The organism is Flagellimonas marina, assembly GCF_042651185.1.
Classification (GTDB): Bacteria; Bacteroidota; Bacteroidia; order Flavobacteriales; family Flavobacteriaceae; genus Flagellimonas; species Flagellimonas marina.
In genome coordinates this window covers 513,159-536,779 of the sequence record NZ_JBHSCL010000007.1, presented here as the reverse complement: position 1 = coordinate 536,779, position 23,621 = coordinate 513,159, and the positions used below count along the sequence as shown (strand labels likewise).

Below are 23,621 nucleotides of genomic sequence, written 5' to 3'. Positions count from 1 at the left end.
AAAGATTGAAATAGAACAGTTGCCAACGCAGGTAACTTTAAAATATAAACCGCGGGGTAGAGCAGTAGGTAGCTCGTCGGGCTCATAACCCGAAGGTCACTGGTTCGAGTCCAGTCCCCGCTACTATTAAGAAAAAGCTTCATCCAAAAGGTGAGGCTTTTTTTTGTAATTAAAAACGTTTCAAATCTGTTCCCTCATTATCCCAAAACACTGCTCAGCCTGAACATGGGCAAGTACATCGATACCAAGATAACACCAACGAAAATCCCTATCACAACAATGATCAAGGGCTCCATGATTATTGACAGCAGTTTGGACTTTTGTTGAACTTCAAGGGTGTATTGTTGATTGAGTTTCTCAAAAATGAACTCGGTTTGATTGGTCTCTTCCGCCACTTTGACCAACGAGACCATTTTATTATCGAACATCTTGCCTCCTTTAAGGCTTTCATGCAAGCTTGACCCTTTCATGATTTTCACTTCCATAGTGTTAAGGGCGTCCTGTAAGGGATAGAATCCTATCATTTTCTTGACCATTTGAACACTGTTCAACATAGGGACCCTGGAGGAGGTCAACAATGCCACAGCTTGGGTGAACTGGGCCAGATAGACCGAACGGATAAAGTTCCCCACATAGGGAACCCTAAGCAGCAAATAGTCCCATTTTCGTTTGATGGATTCCTTTTGCAAAAGTGGTCCTCTCAAGATCAAAAATGCCAACAATCCCAAAAGGACCATCCATCCATAGTGTTTGATAAAATTGGATGCCGCTATTATCCATTTAGTGATCGTGGGCAGTTCCACCCCGTTCTGTCTGAAGATGTCCTCGAACATGGGAACGACCATCCGAAGCATGAAAATGACCACGAGTACCGCAGTGCAAAGAATGATCAAAGGATATGTCAATGCATTGATTAAGTTTCTTCTTTGTTCGTTCTTTTGGGCAAAAAATACGGCCAGTTCCTCGGTAATCTTGACCAGGTTGCCACTCTCCTCTCCTATTTGTACTGAATAATATTCGTATTCCGTGAAGTCCTTTTGTGACTTCAAGACTTCCGAAAAACTATGGCCGACATCCAGTTTATCCAACATTTGGGTATGGAAATCCTGGAATTTCTGCTTTTTTTGGTTATCCCTCAACAGTTCCAAGGAATCCCTTAAATGAACACCTGCTTTCAACAAAACGGCAAGCTCGCTATAGAATTCTTCCTTTCTTTTATTGTTAAAGAACTTTCCAAAAAGGGTGATTTCCTTCTTCAAAAGACCTTCCAACCCTTCCCGTTTATTTGCCTTTGAAGTAGTTTCCCCCAATGTATGTTCCAACTTAAACCCCATTACTGCTTTACATAACTGGTTGACGAGTTCCTCTTGAACACAAAAATTCTTCCCCCTCCTTCTTGGGAGGTGCGCAGGTCCATGGCATCAATCTCACCCTGTCCTTTTAGCTCTCCGTTAAAGTATGTTTTTCGTTCCTCCATGTCGATGAAGAACGTGTCACGCTCTTTTATGACATATTTTTTGTGAAATTGGTATTCAACCTTCCTTAATTCATTCGCAAATAACAATTCTTGCCTGCTTGAATCATACCAAACCCCGTCACATTGGTTAAAATCGATCCAAAGGCTTTGACGTAACAAATTGAGTTCCGTGTTCCTTTCATAATTATGGGTGATGCCGTTCATCTGTTGTTGTACCAACCGCAAGACACTGAAGGCCATGCCAACGAGCAAACTTGTAATCAGCAGGACAACGAGCATCTCGTTGAGCGTAAAGGCCCTTATTTTCTTAGCGCTTTTGTTCATTCAACAATTTAAAAGTGACTTCTTTTTTATTGGTTTCATGCACCGCGGAAAAATTGATCTGGTGGGATGACTTCCATACCTCATTTCTCACCTCGATATGCCATGGACCCATTTCATCATAGTAGGGCAATTGCAGCTTTCCATATTCGTATTGGTACTGCAATTGCAACAACTCTTGCCGTATGGGTTCATCATTCTGCGCAATGCTGCCCGCAAACATGGAGTTCAACACCATACTTGACATCATGAACACCACAACAATGAGTACGGTTGCCACCAAGGTTTCCATCAATGTGGACGATCTTATGCGTTTCAGTACAACCATTTTAGTATTCTATTGGCTTGTTTATCCTCATAACAAAGACCTCCATACCCCAACGGGAGCATTGTTGCGTCCAACTTTCCATGGAACAAGTGGTTTTGATAGGCATTGCCGTTTTCCAACGCTATAAAGGCGTCGGTTGTGACGCTTCCATAGATATCTCCCTTCAGTTCCAAATTTCTGGAACAATACACCTCTCCGATCACTTGGGCATTCTCTTCTATTTTGATATGCGGCCTGACATCCTTGGTTTCATCGGGCCCCATATACAGAACAATCCCAGCTACGGATGCACCGTTTTCCACCAAAATGTTGGGAATACGGGAACCGCCCAGCTCCTTGTTTGTGTTCTTGGACTCATTTGCCGATAGCACCGTGGGATAACCCAACTGGGCTCGCTTCCCCACTAAAATCCGTTCACTGGCCACGGCCTGAAAGTTTCCTCGTACCCCCTCCTTGATTTCAATATATGGAGCCACCAATACCACATCATGTAATTCCGTGGATGGATGGACCATTATTTTTTGGGAGGCCCAGACCATGACATTTCCAGAAAGGGCCGTTTTTTCCAAATCGATTGTAAATCCTTTGATCAGCTGTGTTTCTTCTTTAAAACTGTTTTTGAGTACCGTTCCAGGTTTCAAATCCACTTCTTCTCCTTGGGGTACAAAATAGGGATTGCTTAGCCTTTCCTGTTGTTGGAGGAATTCCCTGTCCAACTTGGGCAATGTAGAGGAGCTTCTTTGTTGTCTTCCATAGACCAACTGTGGTCTTGTGTACCCTAAGCCCCCTATATTTCCCATTTTGATGCCCCGTTCTGGCAATTGGACAGTTCCGGTAATTTTTGCATCGCCCGCAATGACCATGGGCCGTTGGTTCTCCTTTAGGTAAAGTGCGGAAATCTCACTTTGGCCATATCCCACAAAACCAGTTTTCTCAAACTCCAACTTTCCTTTTTTTGCCAAAACGCTTCGGATTTCCAATAGGCCCCAATATTTTTTTTGGACCGTTGTGGCGATTCCAGTTCCATCGTCATCAGGAACTTGGAGCAAATCCCCATTTTGCACGGATTGTTCAAAGGAATACGCCAATCCCTGATCTGCAGCTTGGATCAATGCAACGGTGACATCCGTTTTCTTCTTAAAAAGTGTATGGGTATGGGAAATCAGCACGAAGGACATGAGCAATACGGCAATGATCGCACCTATGAAGAGCACAAACTGAAGTGCCCCGGCCTTTATTTTTCGGTTCCAGATCATTCGGCCCGTGCAATGGTTTCAGTGATTCCGTTATAACGTACCCTGATGTTCTCTTCGTTTCCCCTCAGCAAACGGACATTGTCCACCTCCTCATTTTTGGACAGGGTATATTGTCTACCGTCAATGGAGATAAAAAAGAGGGTGCTGCCCGAACCGGTCTGGGAAACCAATCCTGAATACACGATATTTTTTTTGGGCATTTCTTTTTTTGCAACAGGTCTTTTCCCCGTTTTCTTTTTCCGCGGGGGAAGGGTTCCCAAAAAAGGGTCACGGTAATCGGCGATCAAGCTGAAGGTGTCCCTCTTTTTGACCGACTTCAGGTCTTGCGAGGTTCGCTTTACCACAATCTCAGGTTGCGGCTCTGGTGAGAGGGTCCCTATCACCTTAAAACCAATGATGCCCCATAAAATCAATACAAGGGCCAAGAGCACGTATGTCCTTAGATTCTTGCTCAATGTTCAAAAGTACGTTTCATGGTTCCACTGGTTTTGTTATCATCCCCGTTTACCTGAAAGCCACTTATGGTGTAGACTGTTTCATAATCGCTGTTAAAGGCTTTTATGCGCCATTCATAAGTTCCATTCATCAAATTTTGGTTTATTTGGGTCAACACTTTGCCCAGCGTATCAACTCGCACTATGGTATCCAAGTTTAATTGCGCTGCGTTCTCAAAATTCGGGGTGGCGACTTGGATGTTGTACCCTGTGGCACCTTCCACAGTTTCCCAGTTGAAAACAACCGTATTGGTAGTGAGGGTACTGCCCTCCGTGGGAGCCAAAATGGAAACGGATTGATTGGAAATGTCCGGTACTTCCAAAATATCTTCACAACTTGAAAGGGTCACCAAAACAGCCAAAACGACATATAGTGTCTTTTGTATCATCATAACTTTGAATAATCTAGGATTGGGTCCAATTTGTTCGGGTTGTTTTTGGTTTCTCCGGGACAGCTATTCCCATCCATCAAAATATGGGCGATTTCCACCTGGCCTAGTTTGTTGCGCTTCCAACAGAAATTGGAGGTCTCAAAACCAAAGATTTGGAGGTCTGACATTTCAACCTGATACTTGCCTGCATTACCGTTGAGTTCCAAGGTTAGTTTGCCATTGACATTATTGATGTAATAATGCCCTGTAGTATTGATTTGGCGGCTGATTTCTTCATTGGCCATAAATGAAATTCCAGTCAACATGACCAAGTTCTTATCTTCTTTCAAATAATCAATTATGGGCTGATTTTCTGAACTTTTCAATTGGGTGGTCAAACCTATGGCGTCACTTATTTTTGCCATATAATACTGTTGTTGGATTTGTGTGGAATCCCCTTTGGATATATTGGATTTTTTGCCTTGGCTTTCTTGGCGTTTGGTGTACTTAACCAGTTGGCCTGGGGTAAAGGCGACAGATTGTATCGATATCGCAATAGGTTCAGATAAAGTGGGTTCGCCCACTTTGTGAAAGTATTTTGCAAATAGTGTGGACCGCTGTTTTCCTATAGCACCAAGACAGGGTATGGGGGCTCCTGCTTTTGAAATATGTACCAAAGGCGCACAGGCATGAAACACCAATGCCATCAGCATGATTGCTATTGTAGGTTTCATACGTAAGATTTTGTGCAGACAGTTCATCTTTTGTGCAATCAAATTTTTGGGGCGCCACCCTCACTCTCCAATCCTATTTCAAAAAGATGGCAAGAGTCACCATGGGTTACAGATTAAACAAGACTCCAAAATTTAGGCTACTTCTTTTATTTCTAACCATATCTCCTAAATTTTCTTCAAAAATATCAGTCAATCCGGATTGGATATCCCATTCAAAAAACAATTTAGTAGTATCACTTACGTGAAATTTGTATCCTATTCCAAGGGCTATACCAAAGTCGGTGCTTTTGAACGCATCTTTTACATCAATTTCCAACTCTGAGTCAGTAGCACTGATAAAAGTCCTGCATAGGGTCCAAAGTTCAAATACAAATTCCTGTTACGACCTAAATGCCAGTTTGCCATTACGGGTATTGAGACATAATTAAGCCTGAAGTTGGTGGTCATATTACCAAAGTCTTCTCCATCGATGAATCCATCTGCCCACCCTTTGCCATCATAAATAAGCTTCATTTTCAAACCCCAGTTATCAGAAAAATAGTATTCTGCAGAAGCACCAACGTTTAATCCCATTCTTGTTTTGGTATCGTTTAGACCGTCCACAGTGGATACGCTGGCCAGGTTTAGTCCTACATTTGTTCCAAATTCAAAATCTCCGCCGTCTTGCGCACTTGTATTAAAGAACATTAGCATACAAACAGTGGCAAATAGTACTTGTTTTGTCATTATAAGTTTTGGTTTGATAATTTATTACTATTGGTTATTGCTGCTTTTTATTGGCCTATATCTTAATCCCAAGGCCAAGGTTAAATACAGAGGTTTTGTAGGTATTGTCTCGTTCCAACAGGCCATAACTATATCTAAAGTGTAGCTCCAATATATCCGTGGCATCAAAGCTCAATCCCCCATTTAATCCTAAATCGAATCGATCAATATCAGAATGAGTCTCTTTATGACCTTCCAATGAAGGATCAAAGTCAATTTTTTTAACAACTTCTGTTCTTTTTATGGCATAACCAGCCTGTAGACCAGCTTCCACATAAAGACGTTCAACCACTTTATATCGAAAATTAATGGGCAACAATAACACTAATTCATTCCAAATAGTTACAACTTCACCTGCCATAGGGGGTTCATTAGGCTTTTCAAAAACTATTTCACTAGATGTTCTTGTTCCTTGATTGGCGAAGAGCAACTCAGGTCTGATACTTGCTCTCTCTGAAACTCCAACATTGAAAAAGCCTCCAGCATAGTAGCCCATTTTTGCTTGAAAATCGAGAACCTTATACCCCTCAATTTTAAAATCTGGCCTAAATTGGGAATAATTAGCCCCGGCTTTAATGCCAACTGCATTGTTGAATTGTGCCGAGGCTGTTGTACAAATTACTATTGCGAGTGCGATAAGAAGGTTGGTTTTTTTCACTTTCTGTTTTAAAGTTTGAGATTCTTTAAAAAGCATATCAAATACATTACCCAATTTGGAAAACAATCGATATAATGATTTGCAAGTGTACTTATATGATCGACCATATTTGGAGGAGAATTGACGGATTTGCCATATCAATTGATATTTGGACAATGGTGTTGTATAAGCAGTTCAATTCTGTAGATTCTAAATAGTTCTTAGGACCATAACCATGATAAAAAATAATTAACTTTGAACAAAACCAACCATCCCCAAATCTTATGAATGAAACCATCGACCAGAACCAAATGTCTTATCAGTTTCAATTTTGCCTTAGGAAGAACGCAAATGTGACTAATCGGCAATCAAGGATTACTCTACTATTTCTACACTTACTTTTTTTTCAATTCGCACTTTCTCAGGTTACCATTGAAAAAGAACCTTATTGGATTGTGCAAGAAAAGTATGATGTTAATAGTGGAATACCCGAAAATGGAGTTGCCGATGGTTCTCAAGTTCTTCTTTATACCGAGCAGGTTAATGTAGATTTGGAAGAAGTCTACTTTAAAAGCGTTGGCAAAGCGGTGGACTTCAATGGAATACAAAGTATTTCAAGTGTATCTGCAGACTATGATCCAAGCTACCAACAATTGCGATTTCACAATGTTGATGTAGTTCGAAACGGCAAGACCATAAACCGGCTTAGGTTAGAGGACATACAAACGGCAAGACGTGAACGAAACTCTGAAAATTTTATTTATGATGGCACTATTACCGCATTCATGAATATTCCGGATGTAAGAACAGGAGACATTACGGTTTTCTCCTACTCGATCAAAGGATTCAATCCCATCCAAAAAAATAAATTCTCGACAAGTTTTGTTCTTAGCTCGCCCAAATACCTGGACAGAATTTCAGCCCACATTTTCAGTACTCGAAAACTAAATTTTAAAATTATCAATTCTGATGTTTCTACATCAGAAAATACAAGGAAGGGCATTACGCATTACTCATGGGCCCAGGAAAAAGTACCTGCCATAAAAATGGATGAAAACATCCCTTTTTGGTTCATACAAAATGCAACCGTATTTGTTTCTGAATATGAAGCTTGGAACGATGTGATAGCATGGGGAGAAAAGTTGTTCACATTTAACGAACCTTATAGTAAAGAGCTAATTGCCATTGCAGATGACATCATGGCCAAGCATCCTTCCGAAGGTGGCCGGATCACCGCTGCTTTAAAGTTTGTCCAAAATGAAATACGCTATTTGGCATTGCATTCAGGTATTGGTGGATATCAACCAAACTCTCCAAATAAGGTAGTTGAACAAAGATTTGGCGATTGTAAAGATAAAAGTGTTCTGTTTGCGGCACTACTGCACAAAATGGGCATTGAAGCCTATCCCACCTTGGTAAATACGCGTTTAGCCCATGTTCTTTCAACCATGATGCCCTCATCAAAAGTCTTTGATCATTGCATTGTAAAGGTCATTGATAAGGAAGGCACCAATCTTTGGTATGACCCCACTCTGGTTAATCAAGGAGGAAGTTTTAACGATATATTTATTCCTGATTACCAATTTGGGCTTGTTCTGGATCCTCGTCTAAACTATTTGGATACGATTTCAAACTTCCAAAATAATATGGTGGAGAAGTTTAGCACATTTAAAATTGTTGAAATAGGAAAAGGAGCCGACCTAGAAATAAGATCGCATTACCACGATGGGGAAGCTGATTATATGCGGAGTATATTAAAGAACAATAGCAAAGACATTATTGATAAAGAATTACTTTCTGTTGCCACCCATAATTATGGAAGATTAGCTTCAAAAGCTCCCTTTACAGTTGTGGACGATTCCCTAAAAAATGAAATTGTGGTACTAGAACAATATAAGCTGGACTCTATCTGGGATAAATCAATGGAAAATCCAAATTCTGTAAACCTAACCATCATTCCATTTAATTTAACCTCAGCATTGTCCATGCCCACCCAATTGGATCGGTCCACACCTTACGCCCTGAGCTATCCCATGGTTCGAAAACATCATTTTGAATTAAAACTGCCCGAAAGAATATTGGCACGACCAGAAGAGTTCACAATTAATTCCGATTTTTTCTATTACAACTACAATTCAACCTATGATATCTCATCAAATACGCTGAATATAAGCTACTATTATAAAAATCAGAGCGATCATGTTCCCGCATCGGCTTTCAATACATTTTATGACGAAATGGTGAAGCTGGACAAGAACATTGGATATATGATTTCAACCAATACGAATAAGGGTTGGGACAATGCAAATTCAAGCTATTCTATTGGTTCTTTATTTCTTTTTGGCTCCGTTGTTTTTGTAATTATAGCACTATTGATAATTGCAGCAATAGTTTTCATCAATCGAAAAGCAAGCAAAAAGAGTGTTGAATGATACCGATTTTGGTTGATTTGCATTAAAATGCTGTACTAAAATGGGCATATTTGCATTTAAATCCCAAAATACCCTCGGCATATAAGTACATTCTGAAATTAACTTGACCTAAGTTATGGCACTACCGACTATCTGAACTTAAAAGTGTGCGGTTGGGCATCGCCATCCCGCCGGGATAAAGTAAGCTAGCATGAATAGTATAGGTAGACCAATATTTCATTATCCTCATTTTTCCATTTCACCCAACCAGTAATTTCCTTCTGGCTCTCCCCGCAACCTTCACAATCCTTTGAACACTTTACCTTTACCCAATTGCCTTCAACCAATATCACTTCAAAAGAGAAATAATGGTAATCAATCTCTACAATTTCTGACTTATCTGATTTATTGAAATAAAGAGGGGAGTCTTCATTTAATTTTAAAAAAGCTTTATTTATTAAAAATTCATCCCACGAATAATACTTAACCAAACTTGAAACCCCAATTTCATATTTGTTACAATCAATTTTTGTGTCATAGGAATTATTGGAGTTTAGACCATCTGAATCTATGTAAAGTATGTCATAATCATCATAGAAAGCCCTGAATCCTCTTCTATTTATGGGACTTACTATTTCTTCCTCTTCGTTTTCAAATATGCTTCCTAAAAATTGTCCTTCTTTATTTAAGATTTTCAAACTATCCCCTGTAACTCTTAAATTCTCAAGGTCAACTTGGATAAGTCCCTTGGAAGTAACATATTTATTGCAGTCTATCTTCTCTTGAATTACTTCTGTTCCCTGCCGAACAGTATCTTTACTAGATACTATTGGTTCTTCTTTTCTAATTTCTTCGACCTTCTTGTCTCTACATGACACACTTAAAATCATAAAGAGAATTAAAAGATATTTAAACATATTTTCATTCCTCATAATATGATAAAAATGATCTGTTCTGAGTCATAATATTAGAAATGATCAGATTAAAAGAATTTACACTCTCCAGTTCTTTGAAATAGAAAGTCACTATTTCATTATTGGGGAATGCAAGAATCAGGGAATCTCCTTGAACATCTCCATTGTTAATTGCGTTTTGAATCACATCCATTTCATATCCGTATGAAATTTCATGAAGCCTTTGCTTCATTGAGATAAAAATAAATGATGTACAGTCGTCTGATATTTCATCGCACCCTTCATAATGATCATTTTTCTTATCCGATTGCCTTTTCAAATATATGTCTGCTTCGTCATACGTATGTCCAAAGATTGATGTAAACTCTTTGGTACTCAAAAAACTGTCTTCCATTAAATGTTGATAAAATACAGCTACCAATTCCTTACTTTGAAAACTTACATTTTCAAATTTTTCTTGAAAGTCAGAACTGGGATCTATTAACTGACCACTTTTGGTGTTTTCAGGTTTTCCTTTACAGGATATAAAAATCAAAAACACTAATAATTTGTGCATATATCGTTATTTGAGACATTTTCTAGGCGATTATCAATTACCATTCTTCCCGTATCAACTCGAACAACGGCTTGTCTCCAATTTTTATCTGACTAATTATTTGGGCTTTCAAGTCTTCAGATTTGGAAAACAAAAACTTTACGTTTCCAATTGTAACAGAATCATTAGCATCATCAATTTTATCTAGATAGTTAATTTTGACATAATCATAATCTTTTCCCATTAAAAGCTCTGCATCATATTTGCGAATCTCTTCGAATAATAGTGATTGACATTCATTTCTATTGATGATGCAGTTATCAAACTCACTATTACAAGATTTTTCACTGTTTGTCATAAGGCACTTTGTAAAAAACAATTCTTCCTCCTCCACCAAAAAAGAGCCAAATACTTCTTCAAAATCTGAAATACTGATACTCTTTTTTTCAAAAAAGCCATAAAACTTAAGCAGAAGCTGCTTATTTCTGGCAGAGCTTAAAAAACGGGGTTCCGATATTGTGGTATCACTTACAGGAAGATTTTGGATTTTTGTTATGCTTGGAATAGTATCATTAGGTGCAGAAATAGATTCGGATGTACTCCTTTGAAGTCTATTGCAAGAACACAGTAAAATCAAGAATGCTAATAGTCTCATCAATTTCTTATTGGTGGGGTTAAACTTATAGAATTATCATTCCATCCTCTATCTGGGCCATCATAGCTTCCTGTAACCTCTAGGCGTAAGGTGCTATGAACATCCAAAAGTGATTCCATCGTTTGTTCAAATATTGTTAATCTATCTCCACTCGAAGTCAGTCCAATACAGCCCTGGGTTCCAGGAGACCCACCATCAGGATGTACTCTTAATAAAGAACGTCCATATCTAGGGTCTGGGGTAATATCAATACTGAAACCAACATCATCCCGAATCATTCTACTGTTTTAGCGATTACCCCTCTCATCTCTATAATTTAAATTGCTAAGTTGCCAATCATTCCCATTTGGAATTGGCAAGAGCCTTCTAGATCCAGAAAGAGCTGAAAATTCATCGACAGTAAAATCCTCTTGATTTGGCCAAGTTCTTATTATACTCAAGGTGCCATCAATTCTATAGCTCCCTGGCGATCTTTCTGCATCAAAAGAAAGAAATGTTTCTGTTGGGCTTAAAATCACCTCTGGCGCACTGGACCATCCAAAACTTCCTAAGTAAGTATAAGTGTTCCCATCTCTGGAAAGCCAAGTATCCCCATTGGTGTATCCAGCGGCTTCGGTGTCACCATATCCCGGACAATCCGGGCAATATGCAAAACCTCCGTCAGAATCAAACATAGAAATAGGGTTGTTCCCCATTCCAAGATAAGGAGAACTATACTGTCCATACGGATCCGTAGTGAGCCATCTGCCTATCCTTCCATCCCATAATCGCAATTGGAATGCTTCCTTACCAGTTTCGGGGTCCTTTTCCTGTCCTTAGAAGGCGTAGCGGTATGCTTCGGCTCCGCTCAGCAACCGCCCTGGCATCGGCATCCCGAAGGGGTAGTAGTCAGTATAGCCTTTTTGGGGATTGAGATCAATGAATTTTAATGATTCCTCCATTTTTGTTGAACATTTTGCAATGCTTCGCTAACAATACGGTACATATCAGGAGTTATGGCTTCTTTTAAAAAGGAAGGAACTTCATGGACAGGATGAGGGCCATCAAAATAAAATTTCCAAAAAGAAAGCACCTCTGTTTGACTTTTAGACTGTAATAAGTCAATAATGGTTTGGGGATTGTCTTTCATTTTTTCAATAAGAATATCCTGTAAAAAGTTTACATTATCAGCTTCCCATTCTCCTTGGCAAGCAATATTGATTAACTTATCATAGTATACAGAATCACTGACATATTTACGTATTTCAGAATATTTTTCTAAATGTTTATCTCCATCAAAATAAAGCGGCATTTCTCCCTTTTCATCATCATAACCATAAAGGGCATTAAATTCTTTGAATGTTGATGGAAAACCACTAAAGAACTTGACTTCACTTATAGAGTCATTGTTTTTTTCAAACTGATCATAGTACTTTTTCAAAAATAATATACTGTCTTGTTGGTTTTTCAATTCAGATAACTTTATGGAATAATCTAGTTCAACTATCTTCTCAACAGTATCTTTTTCAACAGGTTGTACCATAGGCTTTCTTGTAGAATCAGGCAATGTGGTCTTTAAATTGCTTGTCGAATTATCAATCTCTTTGGGAGTATCTTTTCTTTTTTGCTCATTGCATGATATGTATAAAAACAAACAACTAACAACAAGTAATAATCTCATAGCTCAAAAATTAATTTCTAAGTTGAATAATATTAATGTAATCATGGTAGTTACTCTGAATTCTTACAGTAACATTCTGCACACCAACAGCATTTATTACTGTTCTAAGCTCTCTTAATTTAGTTTGACTCCCCTTTACTTTATCTGTCAACCTAGTACAACCAGGCAAAAGACATCCCTCTGTATCATCAGCTGTATTACCTCCATGAATCAAAATGAACCGATCTTGAGGTACTCCGTCATTATAAATATTGAATACGTTTTGGAAGCGATTACCATTGTGATCCCTTATGTTAAAAATGCCTTCTGGAATTCTTCTATCCTGATTTCTTTCAAAAGTGTCTGGCCCGGGAGGTTCCAAAAAGAAACCCGTTACAAGGCCATTCCCAAAATCAAAAGTGCTTGTAGTAGAATTGACCGTTTCCACATCTCTTGTAATATTCAATGTATAATGAGTTACGTCTACTCCTGGAGCCGTTAACTCAAAAACAGTTCCATCATCCCAGACTTCAAACATTTCTGGAGTTGGCCCATTAAATTGTTCGTAACCGTTGGGGCATGGGATAGCATTACCTTGGGAGTCCACGCAGGTACCTCCATCGGGATCAATAAACTTTATTGGACTATTTCCCATACCAAGGTATGGATTAGCAAATTGCCTAAACGGATCGATGGTCAACCACCTTCCTATTCTGCTGTCCCACAAACGTAGTTCAAAAGCTTCCTTCCCCGTCTCGGGGTCCTTTTCTTGGCCTTGGAAGGCATATCTGTAGCCCTCCGGCCCCAAAAGTGTGCGGTTAGGCATCGGCATCCCGAAGGGGTAATAATCGGTATAGCCTTCTAAGTTAGCATCGTTGTTATTTTTGGTAAACACGGCGCGCACGTTGCCCAAATGGTCCGTCAACTCATACACGTATGTCTTTTCATCATTCATGCCATTGTAAGCCACACCTACTCTTCCTGCTCCGTAAATGGGCTGTTCCGCCAGTTGCATCTCTCCAGAGAAGTCACTGTAAATCGCCATCACGCTCCCTGCCACGTCCCTTACGTAGTAAGTCGTTGCCATCAAAAGCCCATTTTCATAGGTCTCTTTCTTCACTCTATGGTTCCTGTCATTATAAAAGAACTTCACCAAAGGCTTCCCATTGCGTTGCACCTCGGCCACCAGTCCACTGGTCGTATAAATATAGGTAATCTGTTGTGAATTGTCATGGGTCAATTGGCCAATACTGTTATACTGGTAGTTCCCTTGGGCCTGGCCCCCAATATCATCCGCGTTGGGCACATCGCCCTCTACGTCGTTCACCCACAATAACTGGTTGGGCTTGTCCTCGTTGTAATGATAGCTAAGGTCGTCCATGGCCGTGCTGTTGTTTTCCTCGTTCTTGTTGCGCACCAGGCTCTGTAGATTGCCGTTGGCGTCGTAGGTTAGGCTTTCCAAATCATATTCTTTGTTGTTCTTATCATCGGGGTCAAAATCGGCGGCGATGAGCCAATTGTTGCGGTCATAGCTGTACACATATTGGCTTTCCTTTGAGCCCTGCGTGGCGGTCTGCCAGCGAATGCCCTTTATGTTCCCGTTCAACTGGTCCGTGCCCTGGGGGGCAGTGGTAATATTGGTGTTTTGGGTACGTTGGTAATCCCCCAAATGGTAATCCAACTGCATGCCAAACAGGTCGTTGAGGTCCCCACCGGGGTCTTCACTGGGGCTTAGCGTGGGGTGGTTTATGCTCTTGAGCTGCCCTGCCAGGGTGTACACGTAGTCCAAGCCTTGGGCGCCGTCGGCCAGTTCGGTACGTACCAAGGTGCCGGCATCGTTGTAGGTATACTCCGCCTGCAAGGCAAAGGTATTGTCGTCCACGGAGGTCTGCACTTGTACCAACTGGTCTCTTTGGTTATACGTATAGCTGTGGATAAATTGGTCCGCTTCGCCCTTTTGGTAGGTGACCTTTTGTACCATTCCGGTAAGGGGTTCGTAGGCATAGTCCAAGGTCTTGGTGCCCAGTCCATCTATATGCTGTACCAGCCATTGTACCCGGCCGTAGCCGTCGTAACTGTAGTAGGTGGTGGACTGGGCATTGGAGGTCTTGGCCACATTGCCCGCCAAAAAGGAAGGATGTTGGTAATTGGGGTCCAAGTTGTTCAAGAAATCATGGTCGTCGTCGTCCAGAAAATCGTAGACCGTGGCCACGGTCTCCTTTTTATTGGCCTGCGGCAGGGGGGCATCGGGGTCCAAAGTGGCAAAAAAGACATTGAGGAGCACACCGCTTTCCACGGGGCGGCCAAAAGTATCGTAATCGGTATAGGAGACCTCACCCACCAAAGCCTGTTCGCTGTTCTGGGAATAGCGTATCTGCCCATCGTTCCGGTATTTAAAATTGGCGGTGCCCTCATCGGGGCTAGTGGTGCTTACCAATTGCCCCAAGGTATTATAGGTGTAGGTGGTGACGAGTTTGTCGCCGTTACCATCGGTTACGGGCTGGTAGGAGGCCACCAGCCTATTGGCTTCATCATATTCGTTAAGGCTGTAATCATAATAGGTAACATGGTAGCGCACGGAGAGGGAATTGGGGGTGTAGTTCTCCAGATCGTTCACCGCCACGCGGTAAAATCCGGGGGGCAGGTTGGCCATGGGGGTCTGCTCCACGGCATCGGTAATCAGATTATAGACGGTGACCCCACCCTGATCGCCCATGGAAATGCCGGTTACGCCTTGGGGGATATGGACATCCACCCAACCTTGTGCGCCAATGGGCAGGTTCATTTGCGGGGAGACCACGCCTTGGTCCCCGGACCTTGCGGTGGCCAATAGTTTGCCATCGGTATCGGTAAAGACCACATTTTCGTTGCCGTGCACGTCTCGGGTCACGGTCTTTAGGGTCTGTATACCCGTGTAGGCGACGTCGTTAAAGGCCACATCCAAGGAAAGTTCATCGGTGGCGGGCATGGTAAAGGTGTAGGCCTGGGGCCATTGGTCCGCCTCGGTAATGCCGTTTTTGCCATCGGTATCGGTCTTGTTGCCGCCCACTGTGGCCCGTGGCGTATCGGGATTGAGGTCGCTGAACACGGTACGGACAAATGGGTATTGGGTCACGTCTTGGTATTGGTGGGAAGTGAGCCCGTTGTAATATTGGCCCAAAGGGCCATGGTCCAAAACGCGGTCCGGGGTAAAGGGGTCATGGTCAAAATCCTTGGCATCATACACGTCACCAGCATCATCGGTGATAAAGGTGTGATGGTACTGGAACTCGGTCTGCCCGGGCAGGGGCGCGGAGAGAGTAGAGAGTGCGGGACGGCCCTGGTAATCGTACAGGGTGGCCTGGCCCCAGATGGCCTGGGTAACGGCGTCCCAGCTTTGGGTCTGTACGTGCTTGCCCAGCTCGTTGTAGTAACGGCGGTTGTTGGCCTTTAGGTTGGTGTCCATATCATAGTCCCACACGGTTATGATGTTCCAGTTTTCCTCTTCGGGCTGTTCTTGACTTTCGGAGACCTCCAGTACAATGTCGTTCCGAATCAGGGTAAGGTTGGCCACGATATCGCTGGTCATTTCGCAGTGGTAGGTGCCCGCATCTTGCTGTGTGGCCCCCACAAGGGTGTAGTCCGGCGCATCGGGTGCACCGTTGATGGGCTGGCCATCCTTGTACCAGACGTAGTGGTTTTGGCTGCCAGATATGGCGGTAGACAGGACGATGTCCTCGCCCTCGATGACTTGAAGGGCTTGGGGCTGGTCGGTTTTTTGTTGGGGGGTGTAGGTAAATATATGTTCAAAAGCATTTTGATAGGTGTATTCCAAGTTTCCAAAATCGAACAAGTTGTTCTCTACATAAATAGAAGCATAGGTATTGTCAACTATTTCCATAGGTATATCACTGCTCAAGTCGTTATCATTGAGGTAAAGGTTCTCCATGTTGGAAATATTGCCCAATTCTGAAGGAATTGACCCAACTAGCTCATTATAATCAAGGCGGAGTTCCACCAAATCTGTAAGATTGCCAAACTCTGTAGGAATAGTTCCGTTAAGAGAATTATTATTAAGCTTTAAAAGTCTTAAATTTGTAAGATTACCTAGTTCAACGGGTATGACACCACTCAATTCATTATTTGAAACATCAAAATAGTATATATATAAGTCTCCCAATTCCGGAGGGATTTCCCCTGTCAATTCATTATTTTGAAGATAAAGCACTACTAATCCTGAAAGATTGCCCAGTTCACTTGGAATAAATCCACTTAGTTGATTATTTTGTAAAGAAAGTACCATTAAACCTGTTAAGTTTCCAAGTTCTGGAGGGATTGGACCACTAAACAGGTTATTATTGAGAAAAAGATTTTCCAACCACGGAAAGTTCCCCAGTTCTGGAGGAATGGAGCCACTAAGGTTATTGTTTTGAAGGTTTAGCGAACCTAAGGGGAGATTGCTTAGTTCTGGGGGAATAGCTCCGCTCAGTTCATTGTTTGCAATATTTAATGTACCAAGGGCTGTCATATTCCCCAGTTCTGGGGGAATACTGCCATCAATTTCATTGTTAGAAAGGTCAAGATATTGTAAGTTGGAAAGATTTCCAAGTTCGGCGGGCAAAGGGCCATTTAGCATATTGTTATCAACATAAAGATATCTCAGGTTAGCCAGATTTTGTAACTCTGAAGGAATAGCCCCATTCAATACATTGTTACTTAGCTGAAGCCATTGCAGACTCGAAAGGTTTCCAAGTTCTGAGGGAAGTGTTCCATTTAGATTGTTGTTACTAAGATCAAGCCACAATAGATTTGAAAGGTCTCCTAATTCGGCTGGTAATGGGCCATTTATTGTAGTATTAATAATATCTAAATGCGTGAGGTTTGTCAAATTTCCCAGTTCTGGAGGAATAGAGCCGTTAAAAAAATTATTAGAAAGGTTAAGACGGGTTAGATTTGTCAAATTACCCAGTTCGGGGGGAATGACCCCACTAAATTCATTACCATAAATAGAAAGATTTTGCAAGTTGGAAAGATTTCCAAGCTCTGGAGGAATTGAACCTTCCAGCCCACTATAGTAAATATAAAGATGAATTAAATTTACCAGATTACCCAATTCCGGAGGGATTGCACCACTTAATTCATTGCCCGAAAGGTTGAGATTGGTAAGATCTGTCAGATTACCCAAGGTTGAGGGGAGGTTTCCTGAGAAATCATTATTGTAGAGGTCAAGTATTTGCAATAGGGTCAGATTTCCAATCTCAGAGGGAATACTTCCCACTAGGTTATTGACAGATAGGTTCAGGTAGGTCAAATGCACCAAATCGCCAATACTTGAGGGAATAGTTCCGGTAAGTTCGTTGTATTCCAGGTCCAGTTCCACCACATGGCCGTTCTGTACGGTGACCCCGTACCAGTCGCTGGTAACGTTGCCAGAGAAGTCCCAGTCGTCCACAAAATAGTTGTCGGTCTCCGTGGCCCAGTTGGGGCCGTCGGTGGCATTGTAGAGGTCTTGCAAGGCCTGTTTTTCTGCAGGGGTTACTTGGGCGTGTGCCGATAGTATACCCGCCAGTATAAGCATGGTTAGCGTTAACGTAAGTTTCATGGTTTGTTCTTTTGGTTATGTGTTTTTGTGATTTGGGTGTTTGTTTAGGGCTGATTTTGCTGACCTCCGCCACCGCCACCATTGCCGTTGCATCCGCCACGCTTGTGGTTGCTTTGGTGCTCTGCTATCTCATTTGTCTGGGTGTCCCTTACCCTGCACCAATAGACGGCCCGGGTGCCTTGACAGTCTGTGTGGATTTGAATAGTGTTCTGCGGTGTCCAGTTCCCATAGGTGGGCTGTAAGTTTCCGGGGCATACATTAGGGTCTTGTGGTTCAGGGTCTTGGCAGTATTTTAAAGACCATTGGTATTCGTATTGGCCGCTACCACCACTGACATTGGCGACCACATTGGCAAAATCTGTATTATGGTTGTTCACACTCAGACCACTTAGGTACAGGTCGTCATATACCTCGTCCTCATCGTCGGATGGGTCAAAATCCCCATATTTATAGGTATAGGCATATTCCCTTACTTTTTTAAAGCCGCCTGCCAGCACTTGGTCCACGTTCTGCACTTCGCTGTAAATACGAAGTAACCTACCGGCCTCGTCATATTCGTAATGGGTGGCCAAATTGTTGGGACCTAAAATATCGCTGAGTTCGTCCCATTGGTTATAGACATAGGAGGTCATGGTAGATGCTATGGGGTGCACCCTAAAATCGTCCACTTTTACACCCCCATTGATTGTGGTTACATGAACCGCAGTGCCGGGATTGATGTCGGCATAGAAGTTTAGCATTGCCCAATCACCGGCCAACACCACTTCGGCGGGGTTGTGGGTTTTAATATCGCCTCCGACACTTACTCTAACATTGTCATGATTATCACTTTTGGCCCATAGGGATATCTTGTATTTTTTCGCTGTATTTTGGGCGTGATCCACCGTTATGTGATACCCGTTTTGTCCGTTGTTGATCAAAAGGGCATGTGCGCCCGTATGGGCATCGTTGATGACGCTGGCTGTTCCTTTTTGGACCCCTCCGCCAAAATTACCCTGGCCGTCATCGTCTTCGGCTCCAGAATAAAAGGTTTCTCCGTATCCGGCATTGCAAACGGCGATGGTCTTGGTGTTGTTGTAGCCCATTTTGGTGGCAGCGAGATTACCGTTGATGTCCATTACCTCCAAAGGCGCCGAGTATTCATTGTATTGGGTAATCTCGGATACTTGTTCCCAATCACTGTTGTTCTGGTCATCACCGCCTAGGGTGGTGTTCCAATTGAACCCATCGTGGTTTTTCTCATCGAAACTCTTAAAATACCCTGTGCTTTTTCGGTCCCCGTTCCAACGGTAGGTCTTATGCTTGCGCCATATATTGTCGCCCCAATCTCGCCACGTCTGTACGCCCACGTTGACAATTTCCCAATCCTCATTGTTGTTCTGATAGTGGTAGGTAGCCGCTTCTTGTACCAGCATGTTCTTGTTGTTGGGATTGTCTACTTTGCTGCCCATTTGGGGGTATTGGGTGTAGGCGGGATAATTCTTAGATTTTATTTCAATTCCTTTGCTATTTGAGGTTTTAATCTCTGTGGCTTTACCTGTGGTAAGGTCAAAATTTTCATATTTTCTCTCAAAAGAATGCGCTTGGGCAAGTTCTATCGTTTCCTTTAAAACGGATGGCAAATAAGATATTCTAGTGGTAGAAAGGTTGACGGGAATGTCATAAGTATCATGGGTGCCCATGGTTTCCTCTTTTACATAGGATTCTGAAATAAACTTATCTTGAAAATCCAGTGCATCAAAGTAACTGTTGACAACTGAATTGGTCATCTGGCCATGCGAGTTGTATTCTTTTTTTGAAACTAATGTTCCAAGAGTGGACAACTTGTTTTCAACTTCATAAAACTTTTCATCAATTAAAAAATACAACGGTTCATCTTCTACCTTTATATTGGATGAAAATCCCTGATTTATGGCTAGTTTTAGAACATTGCTTTCATATCCTGAATTGTCCAATGTATAGCCTGTCAAAGCATTAAAGGTATAATCACTATATGTGCCAGAAGGATGGGTTACTCTCACATTTTGATAAAGTACACCCGGGGATGGTTGTAAATCTATATATGGAATGTCTTTTTGATATTTCCGAACTGGAGCATAAGATGTAGTACCCGAAGTAATATCGGTCAACGAATTGTTAATCCCACGTTGATTGTACTGATATTGAGTTTCATATGTATCTCCATTTTCACTCTGGACAGTGATTTTTTTAGTTCGAATACCTCCTCCTATTTGAGAAAAGGCATTTTGGTTAAAATGCACCCTTATTTTAACTGTTTCTTCCTCATCTTCAGGTTGGTGGCAATACAACTCCCTATTTTCTCCTTTCCAATTGGTAGTCTTGTCCACTACATGGTTGTATTCTCCACTTTGATAATACACCCAATTCTTTTTATGACAGTTTGTTTTTAAACGAACCCAGCCCTTGTTGGAATTGGTAGGTATTTGAAATTTGACAACCGTGCTTGAAACATCGGTAACAAGCCCTTGCCCTGCAACATCTGCAATCCAATTATCACCATTGTGATTAGGGTTATAAAAATATTGGATATCCAATTCACACTCATCCGCGATACTAAAATAGTCGGTCAAATCGAGAACCTGTTCAGGCTCTATTTCCGGATCTTGTCTTATGGAAACATACTTTGCTCCTTTATTGGTTCCTTCAAATTTTATTTGCAGATTATGATCTAAATATGCCGATGCCACGGATTTTTCAAAGAAGTTATCAGATTCATACTCTATAAGGATTTTTCCACCGAGAGGATCTTGAATTTCTTTCAAGCTCCATATGTAAGGTTTGCTACTATAATATCCCCAATCATCAAACTCCTCACGAGATATATTTGAAAGGGAGTTTTCATCATAATATGAAAACCTATAGGGGGGAATTAGCGATTCACCTTCTTTTCCTACTGTTACGACACTTTTTAATGCTAGCTTTGAACCTATGTTATCATCACCCAAGGAGTATTGATACCCAAAAACAACACTCTTAACTGCATCTTGTTTTAAATTATCAAAATCATAGTCTCCCACATCTAGGACATTCCCATAGTATTCTCCTCTATACACATTATCAACATAAGATTCCTTCTGTGATTCATTTACAATCAATTGATTGTTGGTGAGATATTGATATGTATTTTTTTCTTCAAACTTAATCTCAAAATTTATGGGGTTATTTTGATTTTTATTTCCATCGCTCAATGAAAGATTGCTCATGCTTTGTGGCACCTTGTCATTTTTTAAAAGGATAATCTCTTTTAGCGATAGCGTAGGGGCAGAACTGGAATCATAATAAAACCAATTTTCACTTACGACTGTGTTATCATTAGTGCTTGCTGCCCAAACATTGTTCGATGGCTCCAATCTTTCGTAGGCTCCTGCCCAATAAAAGTTACCATCCGTTCCTAAAGAAATAATATCTGTTGCTAATCCTCCCTGAAAAACAGCTTCTCTATATATTGCATCTCCTTGATTGTCTTTCTTCGATATAGAAGAAGCATGATTGTCATTCCTCACGTCTTTCACAAATAAGGCGGTATGCGTTCTGGTTACAATACTGTTTAGATAGTATACATCTTTGGCCCCCCATGAAAAACTTTTTGCATTATCAGTATAATTAAATCCAGTTCTTGGCATCCTCCAAGTATATCCATCCGACCATTTACCATAATCGAATCGCACCCAATAACCAACATCCCCTTGATCGATTATGTTATCCCCATCATCAATAAAATCAGGGCCAGTAATTCCAGTCAACAGCCAATGAGTTGCGTACGGCTGCAAACTGTGTTCTTCAAAATAGTGGTTCTCTATGTCTTCGTCAGATTTCGTGATGACACTCCCTTTTTCTTTTTGATAGACCGGTAAGGAATAATGGTAGGTTTTACCATCAGCAGAAGTAATCTTATAAGCGCCGATTCCATCTACGGGCATTCCATTTCTGTTAAGGTTGGGAACTTGTAAAACTACATTTCCGTTATCTTGAATCTCTTGATTTGTAAATACTTCAATGTAGGAACTCTTTTTGAGTTTCTTATTATTGATGTTAAAGCCGTTATATAAATCATTTGTAGCATATCCTATATGATACATGAGGTCAAACCAATCAGCTTCATTCTGATCCGTTAAAAAATCGGTTCTTCCTGTAACATTGGTCTGATGGTATGAAGAGTATTCATTTTCTATATAAAAATTTGGTCTGTCAATTGGATTCTCCAAGTTTTTTTCATAGAGTACAGATTTGATTTCACCACTTCCCTCACCAAAATAATTCATGTCAAATTGGTATGCACGAATACCTGTTAAATACCTTTCTGAGTTATCATTTGCACGGATATAAATTGAGTTTTTAGTCAATTCATCCCAAGGGGAATGTATTTTCCCCAATTCTAACAATTTAGGTGATGCACTTATATTTAGACCCTGGGCATCTATATTATAAATATCATAAGTAATGTATGATGGGTTGTTTTTTGTAAAAGATGTTCCCTCAATTCTACTATCAGGGCTTTCTGTTGCATCGAACTCATTAAAGTAATATAATGGGTCAGAAGCGTTGATTTCATCCACTTTACCCGCATATAAACTTCCTGTTGCCCAAAAATCTTTTTCATCATATTGCCAATATTTTAGTTTTTTTCTTGAATACTCGGCCCCGAAAAAATTTATATACCAAGAGTCCCCATCTGGAACTATTGAATACGTTGATGAAGATTTAGTTAGGTCAGAGAAAGAAATACTACCACGAATATCCGTTCCGTTGGAATTTGATTGAAAGCTTATTCCCGTTCCTGATTTACCATGTGTTAAACCAATTCTATTTCCATCCCGCCCCAAACCAAATGACAAACCATTATTACCAACAGAAAAACCAATAGAATTTTGATGATTGACTCCATTATTGTCAGTAGTATTAAAAGCTTTAGAGTAACCTATATTATATCCGAAATCAAAATCAATACTTCTTTCCCCTCCAACTGTTTTATTTGTAACCCAAGTTGCGTTAAGGCCAACACTAATTTCATCCGAAATACCAATCCCCATGTTAAGGTTTTCAATGGTCGTTGTTCCACCAGCGTCAAAGGAAATTTTGGATTTCAAACCATTTTTCCAATCATCCGGAACGCCCACTACTCTACGGTTAATGGCCCCTGGGTTAATGTTCCAACCCAATCCCACCCATGAGGCTTCTTGGTCGAGGCCTATGCCCGCATGATAAGAAAGTGCCAAAGGATAACCACCTTCTGGGGAAGGGACATTTAACAACGGCAACACATAACTAAAATCCCCTGTGGCCAGATTCACCATATCGGTGGCATCCACCGGCTCAAAACTGGCCGCTTCTGGGGCATTGGGCCCATTGTTGGAGGCATACAATAGATTGATGGGCAATAGTGTGGTCAAAAAATTCAAGGTCAGGAATACGGCGATGATTCTGTGAGACGGTTTTGTGGTTTTCAGTTTCATTAAAGTGTAATTTTCGGTTAGTTTATGAC

The 23,621-nt window shown here is 41.1% G+C and carries 17 protein-coding genes, 1 tRNA gene and 1 pseudogene; 2 read left to right on the top strand and 17 right to left on the bottom strand.

The annotated features are described in order from the left end of the window. The first annotated feature begins 50 nt into the window (after positions 1-50). Positions 51-123, top strand: a tRNA-Met gene (locus ACFOWS_RS13565). Positions 124-197: 74 nt separating this feature from the next. Here ACFOWS_RS13565 and ACFOWS_RS13560 read toward each other — a convergent pair. The 9 genes from ACFOWS_RS13560 to ACFOWS_RS13520 all read right to left on the bottom strand — a co-directional run bounded on the left by ACFOWS_RS13560 (position 198) and on the right by ACFOWS_RS13520 (position 6,440). Next, on the bottom strand, positions 198-1,334 hold the full coding sequence (locus tag ACFOWS_RS13560) for a type II secretion system F family protein (RefSeq protein WP_379765441.1): 1,137 nt from the start codon (positions 1,332-1,334) through the stop codon (positions 198-200). After that, positions 1,334-1,801 (bottom strand): PulJ/GspJ family protein, encoded by a 468-nt coding sequence (locus tag ACFOWS_RS13555; RefSeq protein ID WP_379765438.1) that lies wholly within the window; start codon positions 1,799-1,801, stop codon positions 1,334-1,336. Before ACFOWS_RS13555 ends, ACFOWS_RS13560 begins: the two co-directional genes overlap by 1 nt. Further along, positions 1,785-2,126 carry a hypothetical protein gene (locus tag ACFOWS_RS13550; RefSeq protein ID WP_379765435.1) on the bottom strand — a complete coding sequence of 114 codons (342 nt, stop codon included), beginning with the start codon at positions 2,124-2,126 and terminating at the stop codon, positions 1,785-1,787. The genes ACFOWS_RS13555 and ACFOWS_RS13550 overlap by 17 nt, the downstream gene beginning before the upstream one ends. Continuing rightward, positions 2,114-3,382 (bottom strand): hypothetical protein, encoded by a 1,269-nt coding sequence (locus ACFOWS_RS13545; protein ID WP_379765432.1) that lies wholly within the window; start codon positions 3,380-3,382, stop codon positions 2,114-2,116. The genes ACFOWS_RS13550 and ACFOWS_RS13545 overlap by 13 nt, the downstream gene beginning before the upstream one ends. Beyond that, positions 3,379-3,837: a hypothetical protein gene (locus ACFOWS_RS13540; protein WP_379765429.1), complete on the bottom strand. Its 459-nt coding sequence runs from the start codon at positions 3,835-3,837 to the stop codon at positions 3,379-3,381. Before ACFOWS_RS13540 ends, ACFOWS_RS13545 begins: the two co-directional genes overlap by 4 nt. Continuing rightward, positions 3,834-4,268: a hypothetical protein gene (locus ACFOWS_RS13535; RefSeq protein ID WP_379765426.1), complete on the bottom strand. Its 435-nt coding sequence runs from the start codon at positions 4,266-4,268 to the stop codon at positions 3,834-3,836. The genes ACFOWS_RS13540 and ACFOWS_RS13535 overlap by 4 nt, the downstream gene beginning before the upstream one ends. Then, a complete protein-coding gene (locus tag ACFOWS_RS13530) occupies positions 4,265-4,981 on the bottom strand; it encodes a hypothetical protein (RefSeq protein WP_379765423.1) in 717 nt (238 codons plus the stop codon). The genes ACFOWS_RS13535 and ACFOWS_RS13530 overlap by 4 nt, the downstream gene beginning before the upstream one ends. Positions 4,982-5,281: 300 nt before the next feature. After that, on the bottom strand, positions 5,282-5,707 hold the full coding sequence (locus ACFOWS_RS13525; RefSeq protein WP_379765420.1) for a porin family protein: 426 nt from the start codon (positions 5,705-5,707) through the stop codon (positions 5,282-5,284). Between the two features lie 55 nt (positions 5,708-5,762). Further along, positions 5,763-6,440: a porin family protein gene (locus tag ACFOWS_RS13520; RefSeq protein ID WP_379765417.1), complete on the bottom strand. Its 678-nt coding sequence runs from the start codon at positions 6,438-6,440 to the stop codon at positions 5,763-5,765. A gap of 398 nt (positions 6,441-6,838) precedes the next feature. On the opposite strand from ACFOWS_RS13520, the gene ACFOWS_RS13515 reads away from it, so the two are divergent. Then, positions 6,839-8,815 (top strand): DUF3857 domain-containing transglutaminase family protein, encoded by a 1,977-nt coding sequence (locus ACFOWS_RS13515; RefSeq protein WP_379765414.1) that lies wholly within the window; start codon positions 6,839-6,841, stop codon positions 8,813-8,815. Positions 8,816-9,000: 185 nt separating this feature from the next. Here the strand turns inward: ACFOWS_RS13515 and ACFOWS_RS13510 are convergent, their stop codons facing one another. The 8 genes and pseudogenes from ACFOWS_RS13510 to ACFOWS_RS13475 form a co-directional block, all read right to left on the bottom strand. Beyond that, on the bottom strand, positions 9,001-9,684 hold the full coding sequence (locus tag ACFOWS_RS13510) for a hypothetical protein (protein ID WP_379765411.1): 684 nt from the start codon (positions 9,682-9,684) through the stop codon (positions 9,001-9,003). A gap of 31 nt (positions 9,685-9,715) precedes the next feature. Next, positions 9,716-10,264, bottom strand: a complete 549-nt coding sequence (locus tag ACFOWS_RS13505) for a hypothetical protein (protein ID WP_379765408.1) — start codon at positions 10,262-10,264, stop codon at positions 9,716-9,718. A 37-nt stretch (positions 10,265-10,301) separates the two neighbouring features. Further along, positions 10,302-10,898 carry a hypothetical protein gene (locus ACFOWS_RS13500; protein ID WP_379765405.1) on the bottom strand — a complete coding sequence of 199 codons (597 nt, stop codon included), beginning with the start codon at positions 10,896-10,898 and terminating at the stop codon, positions 10,302-10,304. Next, on the bottom strand, positions 10,898-11,176 hold the full coding sequence (locus tag ACFOWS_RS13495) for a hypothetical protein (RefSeq protein ID WP_379765403.1): 279 nt from the start codon (positions 11,174-11,176) through the stop codon (positions 10,898-10,900). The genes ACFOWS_RS13500 and ACFOWS_RS13495 overlap by 1 nt, the downstream gene beginning before the upstream one ends. Before the next feature lie 9 nt (positions 11,177-11,185). Continuing rightward, positions 11,186-11,701: pseudogene (locus tag ACFOWS_RS13490) on the bottom strand (hypothetical protein); the annotation flags it as partial. A 122-nt stretch (positions 11,702-11,823) separates the two neighbouring features. Then, positions 11,824-12,558 carry a hypothetical protein gene (locus ACFOWS_RS13485; protein WP_379765401.1) on the bottom strand — a complete coding sequence of 245 codons (735 nt, stop codon included), beginning with the start codon at positions 12,556-12,558 and terminating at the stop codon, positions 11,824-11,826. A gap of 10 nt (positions 12,559-12,568) precedes the next feature. Continuing rightward, positions 12,569-18,118: a DUF5675 family protein gene (locus ACFOWS_RS13480; RefSeq protein ID WP_379765398.1), complete on the bottom strand. Its 5,550-nt coding sequence runs from the start codon at positions 18,116-18,118 to the stop codon at positions 12,569-12,571. Between the two features lie 44 nt (positions 18,119-18,162). Then, positions 18,163-23,592 (bottom strand): hypothetical protein, encoded by a 5,430-nt coding sequence (locus ACFOWS_RS13475; protein WP_379765395.1) that lies wholly within the window; start codon positions 23,590-23,592, stop codon positions 18,163-18,165. Positions 23,593-23,621: the final 29 nt, after the last annotated feature.